Consider the following 14,604-nt stretch of genomic DNA (forward strand, 5'->3'; position numbering starts at 1 on the left):
CTCATCGCCGTCAGCTACGGCGTGTACTCCATGATCCGCAACGCGGCGCCGACCCACGAGGAGCGGGCGCAGGAGCACGCGCGGCAGATCTGGGACTTCCAGAACAGCATCGGGCTGGGTTTCGAGCGCGCGGTCAATCACGGCATCGAGTCGGTGACCTGGCTGATCGTGCCGATGAACTACTACTACGCCACGCTGCACTTCATCGTGACCATCGGCGTGCTGGTGTGGGTCTTCCGCCGGCAGCGCGATCGCCAGCGCCCAGTAGTAGACGACCAGCGAGAACACCACCACGACGGCGATGTCCCACCACAGCGGCAGGTTCCCCTGCGCGCCCGCGCCGAAGGTGCCCTGCCAGGAGACCACGCCCATGCCGAGCAGGTAGACCGGCAGCCACTGCCCGGCCCGGAAGTCCATCCGGGGCGCGTTCGGCATCCCCTTCGAGCGCGCGTACCAGGAATACCCGCCGAGCAGCAGGTAGCCGATCACGATCGCCAGGCCGAGCCGCCACAGGGTGTCCCAGCCGGACCAGTAGATGACCAGGCTCGCCACCACGAAGGCCAGCGGCGAGACCACCGAGCCGCCGGGCAGGTGGTACGAGCGCTCCATCCCCGGCAGCCGCTTGCGCAGCACCCCGAAGGCCAGCGGGGCGCCCGCGTACATCAGCACCACCGCCGAGGTGATGAAGCCGACCAGCCGCTGCCAGCTCGGGAAGGGCAGGAAGCAGATCACCCCGGCCACCCAGGCGATCAGCAGGCCGAGCCAGGGCACCGCGCGCTTGTCGGTGGACTGCAGCGCCTGCGGGGCGTAGCCGTTGCGGCTCAGGCCGTAGGTGACCCGGGAGCTGGAGGTGATGTAGACCAGCCCGGTGCCGGCCGGTGAGACGACCGCGTCGATGAACAGCACGGTGGCCAGCCAGCCCAGGCCGATCAGGGTCGCCAGGCCGGCGAACGGTCCGCTGATCCCGGGGTAGTCGAGCGTGGTCCAGCCCTTGGCGAAGGTCTCCGGCGGCAGCGCGCCGATGAACACCACCTGGAGCATCACGTAGACGACCGTGCCGATCACCACCGAGCCGAGCACGGCGCGCGGGATGTCCCGGCGCGGGTTGCGGCTCTCGCCCGCCCACTGGATGGCCTGCTCGAAGCCGAGCAGCGCGAAGATCACCCCGCTGCTGCTGATCGCGGCGAGGACGCCCTTGGCCCCGTCCGGGGCGAAGCCGTGGACGGTGAAGTTGGAGCCGTGGAACTCGGTGAGGCCGAGCGTGATGATGGTCAGCACCGGGATGGCGACCTTCCACACGGTCGCCGCGCTGTTGGTGTGCGCGAGCAACCGCACACCGAGGAAGTTGACCGCGACGAAGACCCCGAGCAGCAGGGCCGCGACGACGAACCCCCAGCCGGTCAGCGTCAGGTCCTTGTTCAGCAGGCCGTCCGCCCAACTCCAGTGCTGGGCGTAGTTGATCATCGCCTGCACCTCGATCGGCGCGATGGTCGCGGCCTGCAGCCAGGTGAACCAGCCGAAGGACATCCCGGCGAACCCGCCGAAGGCGTAGTGCGGGTAGCGCGCCGTGCCGCCCGCCACCGGGAACAGCCCGCCCAGTTCGGCGTGCACCAGCGCCAGCAGGATGATCGCCACCGCGCCGACGCCCCAGGACACCAGCGCCGCCGGCCCGGCCGCCACCGCCGCCTTCTGCGCCCCGAACAGCCAGCCGGAGCCGATGATCGCCCCGACCGAGGCCCAGAGCAGTCCGATGACGCCGACCTCGCGCCGCAGCGCGGTGTGCCCCGAGCCGGGCGGATTGGAGGAGGAATGGGCCATTGCTCGCACCTCTCATATATCGGGACAAATCCACCCCGACAGTGCCGCAGCCCCCACCCCTCCCCCACCGAAACGCGCGGCGCCCCGCACCCCCTCACCCGAACAGCCCGCCGGAGGCGGCGGCCAGGCGGCTCAGGACGGAACTTCGGCCGTCCTGCGGAACTCGCGGGTCCGGGCGGCGACGGCGTCGACGGAGAGCGCCCGGCCCGGCAGCCACTCCACGTAGACGCCCCACATGCTGCCGTCGGCCCAGGCGCAGACGGCGACGGGCTTGCCCAGGGTGTTCCCGAGGCCGCACTTCATGGCCCCGCCCCGCTCGCCGGGCTCGACGTCGCGCAGGCCGGTGAGGGTCACCTCCTCGGTGTCCTGGGCGGCGACGACGTCGTCGAGCTCCGAGGAGGGCAGGAAGATGTGCTTCTCGTAGACCATGACGACGGCCCCCCGACTGTCGGCGGGGTCCTGGTAGCCGGTGCTCGTGACACCGGAGTGCCCGCCCAGACTGGTGGACTGCTTGGCCAGGGAGACCTCCGGGCGCAGTCGCATCCCGTCGAAGGACTCCGGCGCGCGGTACCCGTACGCGCCGAGGGCGGCGAAGTTGTCCGCGAAGGCGACGCCGAAGACCGCGGCTCCGAGGACGGCGACACCGGTGACGCCCAGCCAGAACCTGCGGCGGGAACGCGGGAGCGGGCCGGCGGGGGCCTCGTCCACCACGGATTCGGCGTGGACGCCGTCCGGCACGGGCGCGGCGGGGACGGCGGGCGGGGCGGTATCGGCTTCATGCACGCGCAGATTGGAGCAGGTCCGGACCATCACGTGCAAGGACTTTCCGGGACCGCCCACCGGGCACAGTTCCCGTGGCGTTCACCCGCCGGGCACGTGGAACTCACCGAGGGCGGGCAGGCTCCCGGCAGGGCTGAAGTTGGCTATACAACTTCAGCCGACACGACAGCCGTAGTGCCGCCGAGGAGAAGACCGATGACCGAGCTGCCGCCGTACTGGCTGCGCGACAACTGCCCGTGCGCCGAGTGCCGGGACCCGCGCAACGGACAGAAGCTGTTCCAGATCCACGAGCTGCCGCCGGACCTGGCGGTCGCCGCGAGCACGGAGGCCGACGGGCACCTGGAGGTGCTCTGGTCGGACGGGCACCGGTCGCGGTACCCGCGGGAGTGGCTGGACGGGACGGACGAGGGCGACGGGCGCACCGAGCGGGGCAAGCGGCTCTGGACGGCGGCGGACTTCGCGCCCGGCCTCCCCGGGGCGTCGTGGGAGGCCTACCTGACCGACCCGGCCGAGCAGGCCGCGGTGCTGGCCGCCGTCCGGGACAGCGGCTTCGCCGTGCTGCGCGGGGTGCCGACCGTCGAGCGGCAGGTGCTGCGGGTGGCGGAGAGCTTCGGGTACGTGCGGGTCACCAACTACGGGGAGCTGTTCGACGTCCGGGTCGAACCGTCCCCCAACAACCTCGCCTTCACCAGCGTCGCCATCGCCCCGCACACCGACAACCCGTACCGGGACCCGGTGCCGACCCTCCAGCTGCTGCACTGCCTGGAGAACTCGGCGACCGGCGGCGACTCCGGACTGGTGGACGGCTTCAAGGCCGCGGCGGTCCTCCGGGACGAGGCGCCGGAGGCCTTCGAGGTCCTCACCCGCACGCCCGTCCCGTTCGTCTTCCGCGACCGCCGCACCGAGCTCCGGGCCGACCGCCCGCTGATCGACCTGGACCCGAAGGGGCGGATCCGCGAGGTCCGGTTCAACAACCGCTCGACCGGCACCCTGCGCGGATCGGGCCTGGACGCCTTCTACGCCGCCTACCGCCGCTTCGCCGAGATCACCCTGCGCCCCGAGCTCCAGCTCACCTTCCGCCTCGGCCCCGGCGACTGCCTGGTCTTCGACAACACCCGCCTGCTGCACGCCCGGACGGCCTTCCAGCAGGACGGCCACCGGCACCTCCAGGGCTGCTACGCCGACCTCGACTCGCTCTCCTCCACCCTCGCCGTGCTGCGCCGCCGCGCCGCCGCCCTGGACACGATCGCCGCGCTGTTCGCCGGCGAGGGCGCCGCGGAGTACCTGGGCGAGGAGGTCACCATGGCCGAGCACATGCTCCAGGCCGCCGCTGCCGCCGAAGCGGCCGGGGCGCCCGACCACCTGGTCGCCGCCGCGCTGCTGCACGACGTCGGCCACTTCCACGGGGCCCTGCACGGAACGGATCTGATGCAGGGTCAGGACAACCGCCACAGCGACTCCGGGGCCGACTGGCTGGCGGGCTGGTTCGGCCCGGAGGTCACCGAGCCGGTCCGGCTGCACGTGGCCGCCAAGCGCTACCTGTGCGCGGTCGAGCCCGGCTACCGGGAGCGGCTCTCCGCGGCCTCCGAGTACACCCTGACCGTCCAGGGCGGCCCGATGGACGAGCAGCAGGCCGCCGCCTTCGCCGAACTCCCGGGCGCGCGGGACGCGGTGGCGGTGCGGCGCTGGGACGAGCAGGCGAAGGAGGCCGGCGCCCCGACGCCCGGCTTCGCGCACTACCGCCCGCTGCTCGCCGCGCTCATGCGGTAGCCGGCTGGGCTCAGTCCAGCTCCCGCGCGTGCCGCGAAAGCGCCGACGTGGCCAGGGAGTTGTGCACGCTGAACGCCACCGTCCCGGGCAGGTAGCGGTCCTGGGACCACTCCACCGGCGTGCCCGTCGGGTCGGTCGTGCGGCGCCGCTCGCGCAGCAGCGGACCGCCCCGGCGGCAGCCGAGCAGCCGGGCGTCCTCACCGTTGGCCGGGACGATGTCGATGGTGTGGTCGGCGTCGGTGAACAGGATGCCGTGCTCGCGCAGCACTTCGGTGTGCGAGACCACGTCCGGCGGCAGCTCGGCGACGATCTCGCCGACCCGCGGCGGGTAGACGGTGCGCTCGACCATCACCGGCGTGCCGGAGAGCGTCCGCAGCCGGACGATGACGTACACCTCGGCGCCCTGCTCCAGGCGCAGTTGCTCGCGTTCGGCGGCGTCGGCCGGGCGGCGCACCAGCGAGTCGAGGATGCCGCCGGGCTCCTCGCCCATCGAGTACGCCCAGTGCGTGAAGCTGAGCAGTTCGGAGAAGCTCTGCACCCGGGCGCCGCCGAGGACCACCCGGCGGGTGCCGCGGCGGGAGGTGACCAGTCCGTCGGAGCGCAGCACCGCGAGCGCCTGGCGGACGGTGCCGCGGGAGACGCCGTACTGCTCGGCCAGCGCGCCCTCGGCGGGCAGCCGGCCGGCCTCGCCGTACGCGCCGGTGGTGATCGCCTCGCGCAGGTCGGCGGCCACCTTCCGGTACAGCGCGCCGGGGCGCTCCGCCGGGGACTCCCCGGCCGCCGAGGGGGCTCCGGCCGCCGGGCTCCCGTCCGCGGCCGGGGGGCCCTCGGGGCGCTGGGGCTCAGTTGCCACGTCAGTCAATGTCCCTCCTGGGGCGGTGTCCTGCGCAGCCGTACCGGCGCGGACAGCCCGACCTTACTCCGCTGCGCCTTCGAAGCATCGCACCGAACGGATCACGCTCCGATGGCCGGATTCCACCGTTCCCGCACCCGACCCCGGCGCTGGGCCGTCCGTTCACCTTCCCGTCACCGGACTCCGGCGTACTTACTGCCGTCAGCGAAGTTGGCTAGTCAACTCGGACGACGTCGATCGATCGCTCACCCCGGTCGGCCCGCCGCCCTCCGCAAGGCCTCGCGAACCTTCGCAAGGCTTCACGAACCTTCGCAGGCCGTCCCAGGCCTTCGCGATCCTTCGCGAGACGCCAGCCCGCGGAACCCCCCGCGAGCGCCCTCGCAGTACGCCCCCTTAACAGGAGACTTCCCCGTGACCGTGCACCGCGCCCGCGCCGCCGCCTTCGCGGCCGTCCTGACCGCCGCCGCGCTCTCCCTCACCGCCTGCGGCTCCGCCGGTTCGAGCGCCAAGTCCGGCGACACCGCCCAGGGCGGCGCCAAGGACGCCAAGACGGCCACCTCCGCCGCCGACTTCGGCGGCATGGACGGCCTGATCGCCGCCGCCAAGAAGGAGGGCAAGCTGCACGTCATCACGCTGCCCCGGGACTGGGCGAACTACGGCAAGATCATCGACAGCTTCAAGGCCAAGTACGGCATCGAGGTCGAGGAGGAGAACCCGGACGGCTCCAGCCAGGACGAGATCAACGCGATCAACTCCCGCAAGGGCCAGGACCGCGCCCCCGACGTGGTCGACCTGGGCAGCGCCTTCGCCCTCCAGGCGGTCAAGGACGGCATCCTCGCCCCCTACAAGGTCGCCACCTTCGACAAGGTGCCGGACACCATGAAGGACGCGAACGGCGCCGCCGTCAACGACTACGGCGGCTACGTCTCCATCGGCTGCGACGCCAAGAAGATCGCCAACTGCCCGAAGACCTTCGCCGACCTGCTCAAGCCGGAGTACAAGGGCCAGGTCGCCCTCAACGGCAACCCGACCAAGTCCGGCTCCGCCTTCGGCGGCGTCTACGCGGCCGCGCTCGCCAACGGCGGTTCGCTGGACAACATCCAGCCCGGCATCGACTTCTTCGGCAAGCTGAAGCAGTCCGGCAACTTCAACCCGGTCGAGTCGACCCCGGCCACCGTCGAGAAGGGCGAGACCCCGATCTCGATCGACTGGTCCTACCTGAACGCCGGCTACACCGACGAGTTCAAGGACAAGGGCGTCGACTGGAAGGTCTCCATCCCGACCGACGGCTCCTACGCCCAGTTCTACAACCAGGCCGTCAACAAGTGGGCCCCGCACCCGGCGGCCGCCCGCCTGTGGCAGGAGTACCTGTTCAGCACCGAGGGCCAGAACCTCTTCCTCGGCGGCTACGCCACCCCGTCCACCTTCGAGGCCCTGAAGAAGGACGGCACCCTGGACGCCGCCGGCGCCGCCAAGCTGCCCACCGTCGAGAAGCCGTTCACCACCTTCCCGACCGTCGACCAGATCAACGCGGCCAAGAAGGTCGTCACCGAGAACTGGACCAAGGCGATCGCGGGCTGACACCCAGGCCACGTACCGCACTTCGGGCTGAGAAAAGGCACTCATGACCACGGCTCCCACCCCGGTGCCGACCACCCCCGCCGCCACCTCCCCCGGTGGCGGCGCGGGGGCGTCCGCCACCGCCACGACCACCTCCCCCACCACCACCGCGCCCGGCCCGCGGCGCCGGCCGCTCGCCCGCCTCGGCGGCGCGTCCTGGCTGGCGGCCGTGCCGCTGCTGCTGTTCTTCCTGATCGGCTTCGGCCTCCCCGCCGTCGCCATCGTGATCGGCGCGTTCACCACCTCCAGCGACGCGGAGTCCGGTGCCGGGCAGTTCACCTTCGACAACCTGACGGCCTCCGTCCAGGGCGGCTACCAGACGGCCATGCTGAGCAGCCTCAAGCTCTCCGCGCTGACCGCGCTGCTCGCCACCGTCCTCGGCCTGCCGCTCGCCCAGGCCGTCGTCACCTCCCGGCGCGGCTGGCTGCGCCAGGCGGTGCTCACCGCCTCCGGCGTGCTCGCCAACTTCGGCGGCCTGCCGCTCGCCTTCGCGTTCGTCGCCACCCTCGGCAACGCCGGCGAGATCACCAAGCTGCTGCACCTCACCGACCACGGCTGGTCGCTGTACTCGTTCACCGGCCTGACCGTCGTCTACCTGTACTTCCTCGTCCCGCTGATGGTGCTCACCATCACCCCGGCCCTGGACGGCCTGCGGACCCAGTGGCGCGAGGCGGCCCAGAACAACCGGGCCACCACCGTCCAGTACTGGCTCCACGTCGCCCTGCCGATCCTGCTGCCCTCCCTGCTCGGCGGCTTCGTGCTGCTCTTCGGCAGCGCCTTCGCCGCCTACGCGACGGCCGCCGCCATGGTCGGCGCGACCGTCCCGCTGGTCAGCCGCTCGATCGCGGACGCGCTCTCCGGCAACGTGCTGGTCGGCCAGGGCAACCTCGCCCTCGCCCTCAGCCTCAACATGATCTTCGTGGCCGTCCTGGTGATGGCCGTGTACCTCCCCCTCCAGCGCCGGAGCGCCCGATGGCTCAGCTGACCACCCCCGCCCGCCCCGGCCGACGCACCGTGCGCTGGTGGCGCGGAGCCGTGCTGCTGCTCGCCGGCGTCTACTTCGTCGTCCCGCTCGCGGCCTCCTTCTGGTTCTCGATCGACGACCCCCAGGGCATCTCCTTCGCGGCCTACACCGGGCTGCTCTCCGCCCCCGGCTTCCTGGACAGCCTCTGGCTGACCCTCGGCCTCGCCGTCGTGACCGTCGTGGTGCTGCTGCTCCTGCTCGTCCCGGCGCTGATCTCCGTGCGGCTCGGCTCGCCGAAGCTGCGCCCGGTGCTCGACGTGCTCTGCACCCTGCCGCTGGTCGTCCCGCCGGTCGCGCTGACCGCCGGCCTGATCGGCGTGCTCCGCTGGGGCCCGGACTACCTGATGGACACCCCGTTCTTCCAGACCTTCGTGTTCATCCAGGACCCGGACTTCCCGCTGGTGCTGGTCATCGCCTACGTGCTGATGGCCCTGCCGCTCGCCTACCGCGCCCTGGACGCCGGCCTGCGCTCGATGGACGTGCGCACCCTGGTCGAGGCCGCCCGCAACTGCGGCGCGAGCTGGCCGCGCGCGGTGTTCACCGTCGTCCTGCCCAACCTGCGCGGGGCGCTGCTGAACGCCTCCTTCCTCACCCTGGCCCTGGTGCTCGGCGAGTTCACCACCGCCTCGATCCTCGGCTTCCAGCCCTTCCCGGTCTGGATCTACTCGGTCGGCAACAGCCAGGCCCACATGTCGGTCGCGGTCTCCATCCTGAGCCTGCTGCTCACCTGGCTGCTGCTGCTCCTGCTGGCCACCGCCGGGCGCGAGCGCCGCGCCAAGACCGCCACCTCCTGAAACCCCCCGGAGTCACCAGTCATGACCACGGCCACCGCCATCGCCGCCGACGCCCCGCTCGCCCCCGGCAGCGCCACCGTCGAATTCCGTTCCCTGCGCCGCGCGTTCGGCGCCACCACCGCCCTCGACGGCCTGGACCTGACCGTCCGCCCGGGCGAGCTGCTCGCCCTGCTCGGCCCGTCCGGCTGCGGCAAGACCACCGCGCTGCGCATCCTGGCCGGCTTCGAGCAGCACGACTCCGGCGAGGTGCTGGTCGACGGCCAGGACATCACCGCGATCCCCGCGCACAAGCGCGACGCGGGCATGGTGTTCCAGTCCTACAGCCTCTTCCCGCACCTGACCGCGCTGGACAACGTCGCCTTCGGGCTGCGGATGCGCGGCACCGGCAAGGCCGAGCGCCGCAAGCGGGCCCTGGAGCTGCTGGAGCTGGTCGGCCTGCCGCACCGCGCCGACCACTACCCGCACCAGATGTCCGGCGGCCAGCAGCAGCGCATCGCGCTCGCCCGCGCGCTCGCCCTCCAGCCGCGCGTCCTGCTGCTGGACGAGCCGCTGTCCGCGCTGGACGCCAAGGTCCGCCTCCAGCTGCGCGAGGAGATCCGCCGCCTCCAGCAGGAGCTGGGCATCACCACCCTGTTCGTCACCCACGACCAGGAGGAGGCGCTGTCGATGGCCGACCGGGTCGCGGTGCTGCGGGCCGGACGGCTGGAGCAGTGCGCCGCCCCGTCCGAGCTGTACGGCCGGCCGGCCACCGCCTTCGTCGCCGAGTTCGTCGGCACCATGAGCCGCATCCCGTGCACCCGCACCTCGGACGGCGTCGAGGTGCTCGGCCGCCGGCACGCGGTGGACGGCGCGGTCCCGGCCGACGGCGAGCTCCAGGTGCTGGTCCGCCCGGAGAACGTCACCCTGACCCCGGCCGAGGACGGCCCCGCGCTGGTGGTCACCGCCTCCTTCCTGGGCGCCGTCACCCGGCTCACCGTCCGCCTGGACGACGGCACCGAGGTCAAGGCCGACCTGCCCACCGAGGCCGCCGCCGCACTGCCGGCCGGCGCCCGGGCCGCGCTCACCCTGCCGGAGCGCCCGGTGCTGGTGGACCGCCGCGCCGCCTGAGAGCCTCGTACCTCCCCGCTCCGCCCGACAACGTACCGGCGGAGCACCGAAGAAGCGCCGACGAAGCGCCGGAGAACCACCGAAGGTACCGCCATGCCTGACACCGCCATGCCCGCGTCCAACGCGCTGCCCGCCGCCGTCCTGTTCGACATGGACGGCACCCTGGTCGACACCGAGCAGCTGTGGTGGCAGACCGCCGCCGAAATCGCCGAGGAACTGCGCCACCCGCTCACCGACCAGGACGCCCCCGAGGTGCTCGGCCAGGCCGTCGAGCACACCGCCGCCCACCTGCACGCGGTCAGCGGCACCGCCCTGAGCGAGGCCGAACTCGCCGCCCGGCTCGGCGAGTCCTTCGCCGCCAAGGTCGCCGCCGAGACGGTGCCGCGCCCCGGCGCGCTCGCCCTGCTGGCCGCGCTGCGCGACGCGGGGGTGCCGACCGCGCTGGTCTCCGCCTCCCCGCGCCGGGTGGTGGACCTGGTGCTGTCCGCCATCGGCCGGGACTGGTTCGCCGTCACCCTGGCCGCCGAGGACACCCCGCGCACCAAGCCCGCGCCCGACCCGTACCTCGCCGCCGCCGAACGGCTCGGCCTGGACCCGGCCGACTGCCTCGCCGTCGAGGACACCCCGACCGGGGTCGCCTCCGCCACCGCGGCCGGCTGCGCCGTGCTCGCCGTGCCGTCCACCCCGGTGCCGATGCCGCGGGGCGAGCGGATCACCCTGCTCGCCAGCCTGGAGCAGGCCGACCTCGCCCTGCTCGGGAAGCTCGCCGGCGCCGGCGCGGTTCGACCCTGACATGCCCTATCTCCTGCTCGCCCTGGCCATCATCAGCGAGGTCTGCGCCACCAGCTGCCTCAAGCTCACCGAGGGGTTCACCCGGCTCTGGCCGAGCCTCGGCGTCGGTGTCGGCTACGTGCTCTCCTTCCTGCTGCTCGGCCGCGCGCTCAAGCACATACCGGTCTCGGTCGCCTACGCGGTCTGGTCCGGGGCCGGCACCGCGGCGGTCGCCGGGATCGGGGTGGTCGCCTTCGGCGAGTCGCTCGGGCGGCTCCAGTGGCTGGGGATCGCGCTGGTGATCGTCGGGGTGGTCGTGCTCAACCTCAGGGGCGGGCACTCCTGACGCCGTTTCCAAAGCTCTTTCTGACGCTCAGTCAACTCTGAATTCGCTGGTCAACTCCCCTGCCGGGGCGGGAAGTCGGACGTGCCGACGACCCGCCCCGGACGCTTCGCTACGGTGTCCCCCATGACGGACCCCCGCCCACACCACTACCGCTTCGTCCACCGCGAGCTGGCCCGCCAAGTGCTGGAGTTCGGCCCGCGCGTGGCCACCCCGACCCCGGACGGCGGCAGCCTGCTGCCCGTCGTCACCCAGATCTGGGACGACCTCGGCAGCACCCTGCCGCCCGAGGACCGCCTGCCCGACCACGGCCTCGACTGCCGCCACCTGTCGGTCGACGGCCACCACATGCTGCTGGTCACCCTGCCCGCCCCGGTCGGCGCCACCGAGGCCCACTTCGTCGCCGCCGTCCAGCCGGGCGGCGCCAGGACCGTCCGCTACGTGACCCTGGAGCACGCGTTCAGCCCCTTCGACGGCAGCCCCGGCACCGTCCTCGGCGAGTGGACCGCCGAGAGCCACCTCAACCACGGCCCGGGGCCCTCCCCCGTCGCCGAGCTGTTCGTCACGGCCGTGGTGCGGCTCGTCACCCCGAAGAAGCGCGGCTTCTGGCGCCGCTGAGACCGACCGTACGTGTACACCTCGAAGCTGGGCCGCCGACGTCAAGAAGGCGTCGACGGCCCGTAAAGGTCCCGTAACGACCGCCTCCGGTTACGACCGGGACGATCTCTCCCCGGTCGGCTGGAGCTATGCTCGCCCGGTCCGACAATCGACGCATCGGGGGGCGAAAGTGTCCGACTTCAAAGTCAGTACCGAATTCCTCGCAAAACTGGCCCAAGACCTCAAAGGCTGTGCCGACGAACTCGACCAGGGCCTCAAGGCCTTCGAGGCGGCCGGCCACACCGGCACCGGCTTCGACTTCCTGGACGAGGCCTGCGGGCACTTCAAGGACAAGTGGCAGTTCGGCCTGAAGAAGGTCCGCGAGTGCGTCAAGGCCCTGGACGAGGGCCTTGAGCAGGTGCAGAAGAACTACGACGGCACCGAGCAGAGCATCGTCAAGGTCCTCGCCCCGGCGGGGCAGTCGTGAGCGCCCCCACGCCGGCGCCCGACTGGTCCGGCCTCGGCTTCAACCCCACGCCCGGCGACTCCGCCGCCGTCACCGCGCTCAGCACCAGCCTGCGCCGGGTCGGCCAACACCTGAGCGGTGTGCACACCACGCTCTCCCAGATCTCCAACAACGAGGGCCAGTGGACGGGTGAGGCCGCCAAGAAGTTCTCCGAGCAGTTCGGCAAGCTCCCCGGCTACCTCCAGGACGCCGCCGACTCGATCACCTCGGCCTACACGGCGCTCGACGTCTGGTACAAGGCGCTGACCGAACACCAGCCCAAGGCCGCCGAGTTGGCCGCCTCCGCGGTCGCCGCCAAGAAGAAGAAGGAGGAGGCGGACAAGGCCCACAGCGCCGCGGCCGCCGCCCCCGACCTCCAACTGGCCGGCCGCTCCTACCCCGACGACGCCAGCCTCGCCGCCGCGGAGCAGCGCTACAACACGGCGAAGAACCACCTGGACTCCGCCGCCAGTCTGCTCACCAGCGCCTCCAACGAGCTGGCCGGCCTCCAGAAGCAGGCCCACGAGCTCGCCGGGACCCACAAGTCGGACGCCCAGAAGACGGCCGAGGCCGTCCGCAAGGCCGCCGACAGCAAGGCCCCGCCGGAGCCGGGCATGCTCAGCAAGATCGGCGACTGGTTCAGCAAGCACGGCGGGGACCTGCTGACGGTGGCCTCCGGCATCTGCGGCGTCGCGGCCATCTTCTGCCCCGCGTTCGCCCTGCCCGCCATCCTGCTGAGCGTCGGCGCGGCGGGCCTGCACGCCAAGCAGTACGGCATCAAGGGCCTGATGCCGACCAGCTGGGACAACCTCGGCAACGACCTCACCCTGGCCGGCGACCTCCTCGGGGCCCTGCCCGGAGGCGCCCTCCTCAAGGGCGGGGTCACCGCGTTCCGGGGCGCCCGCGCCGCCGAGGGCGGGGCCAAGGCCGTGAGCGCCGGCGCCAAGGAGATCCGCGTCGCCGCCCGGGCGATGGACCCGGCCAGCCCGATCTTCACCACCGCGATCGAGAAGCCCGCCATGAAGCTCGGGCTCTCCAAGGCCGCCGCGATGAACGTCTCCGACGGCGTGCAGGCGGCCAGCGGGGTCGCGCTGACGGCCCCCACCGCGGCCGGCCTCTTCACCGACAGCCCGAGCCCGGGGCTGGGCGCCGCGATCAACTACACCACCGGCGGCGGCACCGCGCTCAACGGCGCCGGCGGCGCCATCGGCGGCAGCGGCAAGGGCCGGATCCTGCCCGCCCTGCTCGGCGGCGGCAGCGCGATCGTCACCGGTGTCTGGGGAGTGGGACATGACTGATACGACCATGCCGTCCGTCTGGCTCTCCCTGCCCGAGGGGTTCACGGACATCGACCTGGCCGAGGACCCGGGCGACCGGATGAGCCGGATCGTGGACGGGCTCGACGGGCTCACCGACGCCGGTCCGGAGCAGAAGCTCGGCATCGCCGTCTCCGCCGAGCTCGCCCTCCAGGCACAGCTGCGCGAGGGTGCGGTGCACGTCTCCAACTGCCTGGTGCAGACCGAGGAGGGCGAGATCGTCCAGGGCGTGTTCAGCCTGTACCTGCGCGAGCAGGAGCAGGGCGCCCCGGGCGGCTACCCCCAGCGCGTCGCCCGGGAGCTCGCGACCGCCTGGCCGGACGCCGACATCGAGGTCCTCGACTTCCCGCTCGGCCGGGCCGCCGTGACCGTCCGCGACCTGGCCGTGCCCGTGTCCGGGACGGCCTACGGCCTGCCGGGGTCGGGCGTCACCACCGTCCGCCAGCTGGAGGCCCTGTTCGCGCACCCGTGGAGCCCCCACGTGCTCGCCGTCGTCTTCTCCACCCAGCACCTGGACTACTGGGACGGCTGGTCGGTCCTGGTGGGCGCCGCCATCAGCGGGATCTCCTTCTACCCCCCGCTGAACGAGACGTCGAACGCCCTGCCGCCCGAGCGGCAGGACAACATCCGGAAGGCCTTCGGGTGACGATCACCCAGCCCGACCAGGGCACCACCCGGAGCGGGCCCCGCCGACTCGGCGGGGCCCTGGCCCTCATCGCCGTCACCACGGCGGTGCTCGTCGGCGTCATCGCGCTGGACGTCTACGTCAACTCGTTCCTCGCCGCGGTGGTGGGGCTCGCCTACCCGCTGATCGTGCTGTACGCGTTCGCCGTGCGCCGCGACGCCGACAGCAACCCCCGGTTCCAGAAGAACATGGTCGCCTGGGGCCTGGGCATCTCCGTCGTCGGCTTCGTCGCCTACCTGGCCGGTACCGAGGCCTGGGCGAACCTGATCCTGGGTTCGGGGCGGACCGTGCAGGCCGTGGTCGTCGACGAGAAGGTCACCGACGCGCTCCACGGCACCGGGCGGGCGTACAGCCTGGCCTCCACGGAGCTGAACGACGACGTGCCGGGCGGCCCGCTCACGGAGAGCTCCCCCCGGTTCAAGCGCGGCCAGGTGATCACCGTCCGGATGGACCCGGCCGGGCGGGTCGCCCCCAAGCTCCCCGGCGAGGCCGACTCCTCCGCCTACCTGCTGGCGTTCCTCGGCTGCAACGTCCTGATCGACGGCACCGTGCTCTGGTCGGTGCGCCGGCCGAAGGAGTCGTCCGCCTGAGCCGGCCGGTCGCCTGAGCCCACCGTTCCGC

At 72.4% G+C, this 14,604-nt stretch carries 14 protein-coding genes and 2 pseudogenes; 13 read left to right on the plus strand and 3 right to left on the minus strand.

Annotated elements, in window-relative coordinates; all coding sequences use genetic code 11:
- Positions 1-30: 30 nt before the first annotated feature.
- Positions 31-201: pseudogene (locus ACFU7Z_RS22730) on the plus strand (PAP2 family protein); the annotation flags it as partial.
- On the opposite strand, the pseudogene ACFU7Z_RS22735 reads toward ACFU7Z_RS22730, so the two are convergent.
- A pseudogene (locus tag ACFU7Z_RS22735) lies at positions 190-1,818 on the minus strand (APC family permease); the annotation flags it as partial. The pseudogenes ACFU7Z_RS22730 and ACFU7Z_RS22735 overlap by 12 nt on opposite strands.
- A gap of 132 nt (positions 1,819-1,950) precedes the next feature.
- Positions 1,951-2,601 carry a hypothetical protein gene (locus tag ACFU7Z_RS22740; protein WP_159028606.1) on the minus strand — a complete coding sequence of 217 codons (651 nt, stop codon included), beginning with the start codon at positions 2,599-2,601 and terminating at the stop codon, positions 1,951-1,953.
- A gap of 192 nt (positions 2,602-2,793) precedes the next feature.
- On the opposite strand from ACFU7Z_RS22740, the gene ACFU7Z_RS22745 reads away from it, so the two are divergent.
- On the plus strand, positions 2,794-4,368 hold the full coding sequence (locus ACFU7Z_RS22745; RefSeq protein ID WP_380779246.1) for a phosphonate degradation HD-domain oxygenase: 1,575 nt from the start codon (positions 2,794-2,796) through the stop codon (positions 4,366-4,368).
- A gap of 10 nt (positions 4,369-4,378) precedes the next feature.
- Here ACFU7Z_RS22745 and ACFU7Z_RS22750 read toward each other — a convergent pair whose 3' ends face one another.
- Entirely contained in the window at positions 4,379-5,221 is an 843-nt protein-coding gene (locus tag ACFU7Z_RS22750; protein ID WP_380779248.1) for a GntR family transcriptional regulator, read from the minus strand.
- Positions 5,222-5,632: 411 nt separating this feature from the next.
- Here ACFU7Z_RS22750 and ACFU7Z_RS22755 point away from each other — a divergent pair, with 411 nt between their 5' ends.
- The 11 genes from ACFU7Z_RS22755 to ACFU7Z_RS22805 all read left to right on the plus strand — a co-directional run bounded on the left by ACFU7Z_RS22755 (position 5,633) and on the right by ACFU7Z_RS22805 (position 14,573).
- Entirely contained in the window at positions 5,633-6,802 is a 1,170-nt protein-coding gene (locus ACFU7Z_RS22755; protein WP_049657932.1) for an ABC transporter substrate-binding protein, read from the plus strand.
- A gap of 43 nt (positions 6,803-6,845) precedes the next feature.
- Positions 6,846-7,826: an ABC transporter permease subunit gene (locus ACFU7Z_RS22760; protein ID WP_074001649.1), complete on the plus strand. Its 981-nt coding sequence runs from the start codon at positions 6,846-6,848 to the stop codon at positions 7,824-7,826.
- The gene (locus tag ACFU7Z_RS22765; RefSeq protein ID WP_049654281.1) at positions 7,814-8,659 is read left to right on the plus strand and encodes an ABC transporter permease; all 846 of its coding nucleotides are present in this window, start codon (positions 7,814-7,816) and stop codon (positions 8,657-8,659) included. The genes ACFU7Z_RS22760 and ACFU7Z_RS22765 overlap by 13 nt, the downstream gene beginning before the upstream one ends.
- 21 nt (positions 8,660-8,680) lie before the next feature.
- Entirely contained in the window at positions 8,681-9,766 is a 1,086-nt protein-coding gene (locus ACFU7Z_RS22770) for an ABC transporter ATP-binding protein (RefSeq protein WP_380779251.1), read from the plus strand.
- Between the two features lie 93 nt (positions 9,767-9,859).
- Positions 9,860-10,558, plus strand: coding sequence for an HAD family phosphatase (locus tag ACFU7Z_RS22775; RefSeq protein ID WP_241852793.1), 699 nt, complete (start codon positions 9,860-9,862; stop codon positions 10,556-10,558).
- A 1-nt stretch (position 10,559) separates the two neighbouring features.
- Positions 10,560-10,883, plus strand: coding sequence for a multidrug efflux SMR transporter (locus tag ACFU7Z_RS22780; RefSeq protein WP_049654278.1), 324 nt, complete (start codon positions 10,560-10,562; stop codon positions 10,881-10,883).
- A gap of 123 nt (positions 10,884-11,006) precedes the next feature.
- Entirely contained in the window at positions 11,007-11,498 is a 492-nt protein-coding gene (locus tag ACFU7Z_RS22785; protein WP_074001651.1) for a hypothetical protein, read from the plus strand.
- A 169-nt stretch (positions 11,499-11,667) separates the two neighbouring features.
- Positions 11,668-11,964 carry a hypothetical protein gene (locus ACFU7Z_RS22790; protein ID WP_049654274.1) on the plus strand — a complete coding sequence of 99 codons (297 nt, stop codon included), beginning with the start codon at positions 11,668-11,670 and terminating at the stop codon, positions 11,962-11,964.
- Complete coding sequence (locus tag ACFU7Z_RS22795; protein ID WP_375873262.1) at positions 11,961-13,280, plus strand: putative T7SS-secreted protein; 1,320 nt, start codon at positions 11,961-11,963, stop codon at positions 13,278-13,280. Before ACFU7Z_RS22790 ends, ACFU7Z_RS22795 begins: the two co-directional genes overlap by 4 nt.
- Positions 13,273-13,944 (plus strand): hypothetical protein, encoded by a 672-nt coding sequence (locus tag ACFU7Z_RS22800; protein ID WP_143204501.1) that lies wholly within the window; start codon positions 13,273-13,275, stop codon positions 13,942-13,944. The genes ACFU7Z_RS22795 and ACFU7Z_RS22800 overlap by 8 nt, the downstream gene beginning before the upstream one ends.
- A complete protein-coding gene (locus tag ACFU7Z_RS22805; RefSeq protein WP_117490003.1) occupies positions 13,941-14,573 on the plus strand; it encodes a hypothetical protein in 633 nt (210 codons plus the stop codon). Before ACFU7Z_RS22800 ends, ACFU7Z_RS22805 begins: the two co-directional genes overlap by 4 nt.
- Positions 14,574-14,604 lie beyond the last annotated feature (31 nt).

Origin of the sequence: Kitasatospora sp. NPDC057518 (assembly GCF_042802075.1) — a bacterium.
Taxonomy (GTDB): Bacteria; Actinomycetota; Actinomycetes; order Streptomycetales; family Streptomycetaceae; genus Kitasatospora.

Coding starts and splice junctions, on each gene's coding strand:
- ACFU7Z_RS22745 (WP_380779246.1), top strand. CDS start 2,794: ATGACCGAGCTGCCGCCGTACTGGCTGCGCGACAACTGCCCGTGCGCC.
- ACFU7Z_RS22760 (WP_074001649.1), top strand. CDS start 6,846: ATGACCACGGCTCCCACCCCGGTGCCGACCACCCCCGCCGCCACCTCC.
- ACFU7Z_RS22765 (WP_049654281.1), top strand. CDS start 7,814: ATGGCTCAGCTGACCACCCCCGCCCGCCCCGGCCGACGCACCGTGCGC.
- ACFU7Z_RS22770 (WP_380779251.1), top strand. CDS start 8,681: ATGACCACGGCCACCGCCATCGCCGCCGACGCCCCGCTCGCCCCCGGC.
- ACFU7Z_RS22775 (WP_241852793.1), top strand. CDS start 9,860: ATGCCTGACACCGCCATGCCCGCGTCCAACGCGCTGCCCGCCGCCGTC.
- ACFU7Z_RS22780 (WP_049654278.1), top strand. CDS start 10,560: ATGCCCTATCTCCTGCTCGCCCTGGCCATCATCAGCGAGGTCTGCGCC.
- ACFU7Z_RS22785 (WP_074001651.1), top strand. CDS start 11,007: ATGACGGACCCCCGCCCACACCACTACCGCTTCGTCCACCGCGAGCTG.
- ACFU7Z_RS22800 (WP_143204501.1), top strand. CDS start 13,273: ATGACTGATACGACCATGCCGTCCGTCTGGCTCTCCCTGCCCGAGGGG.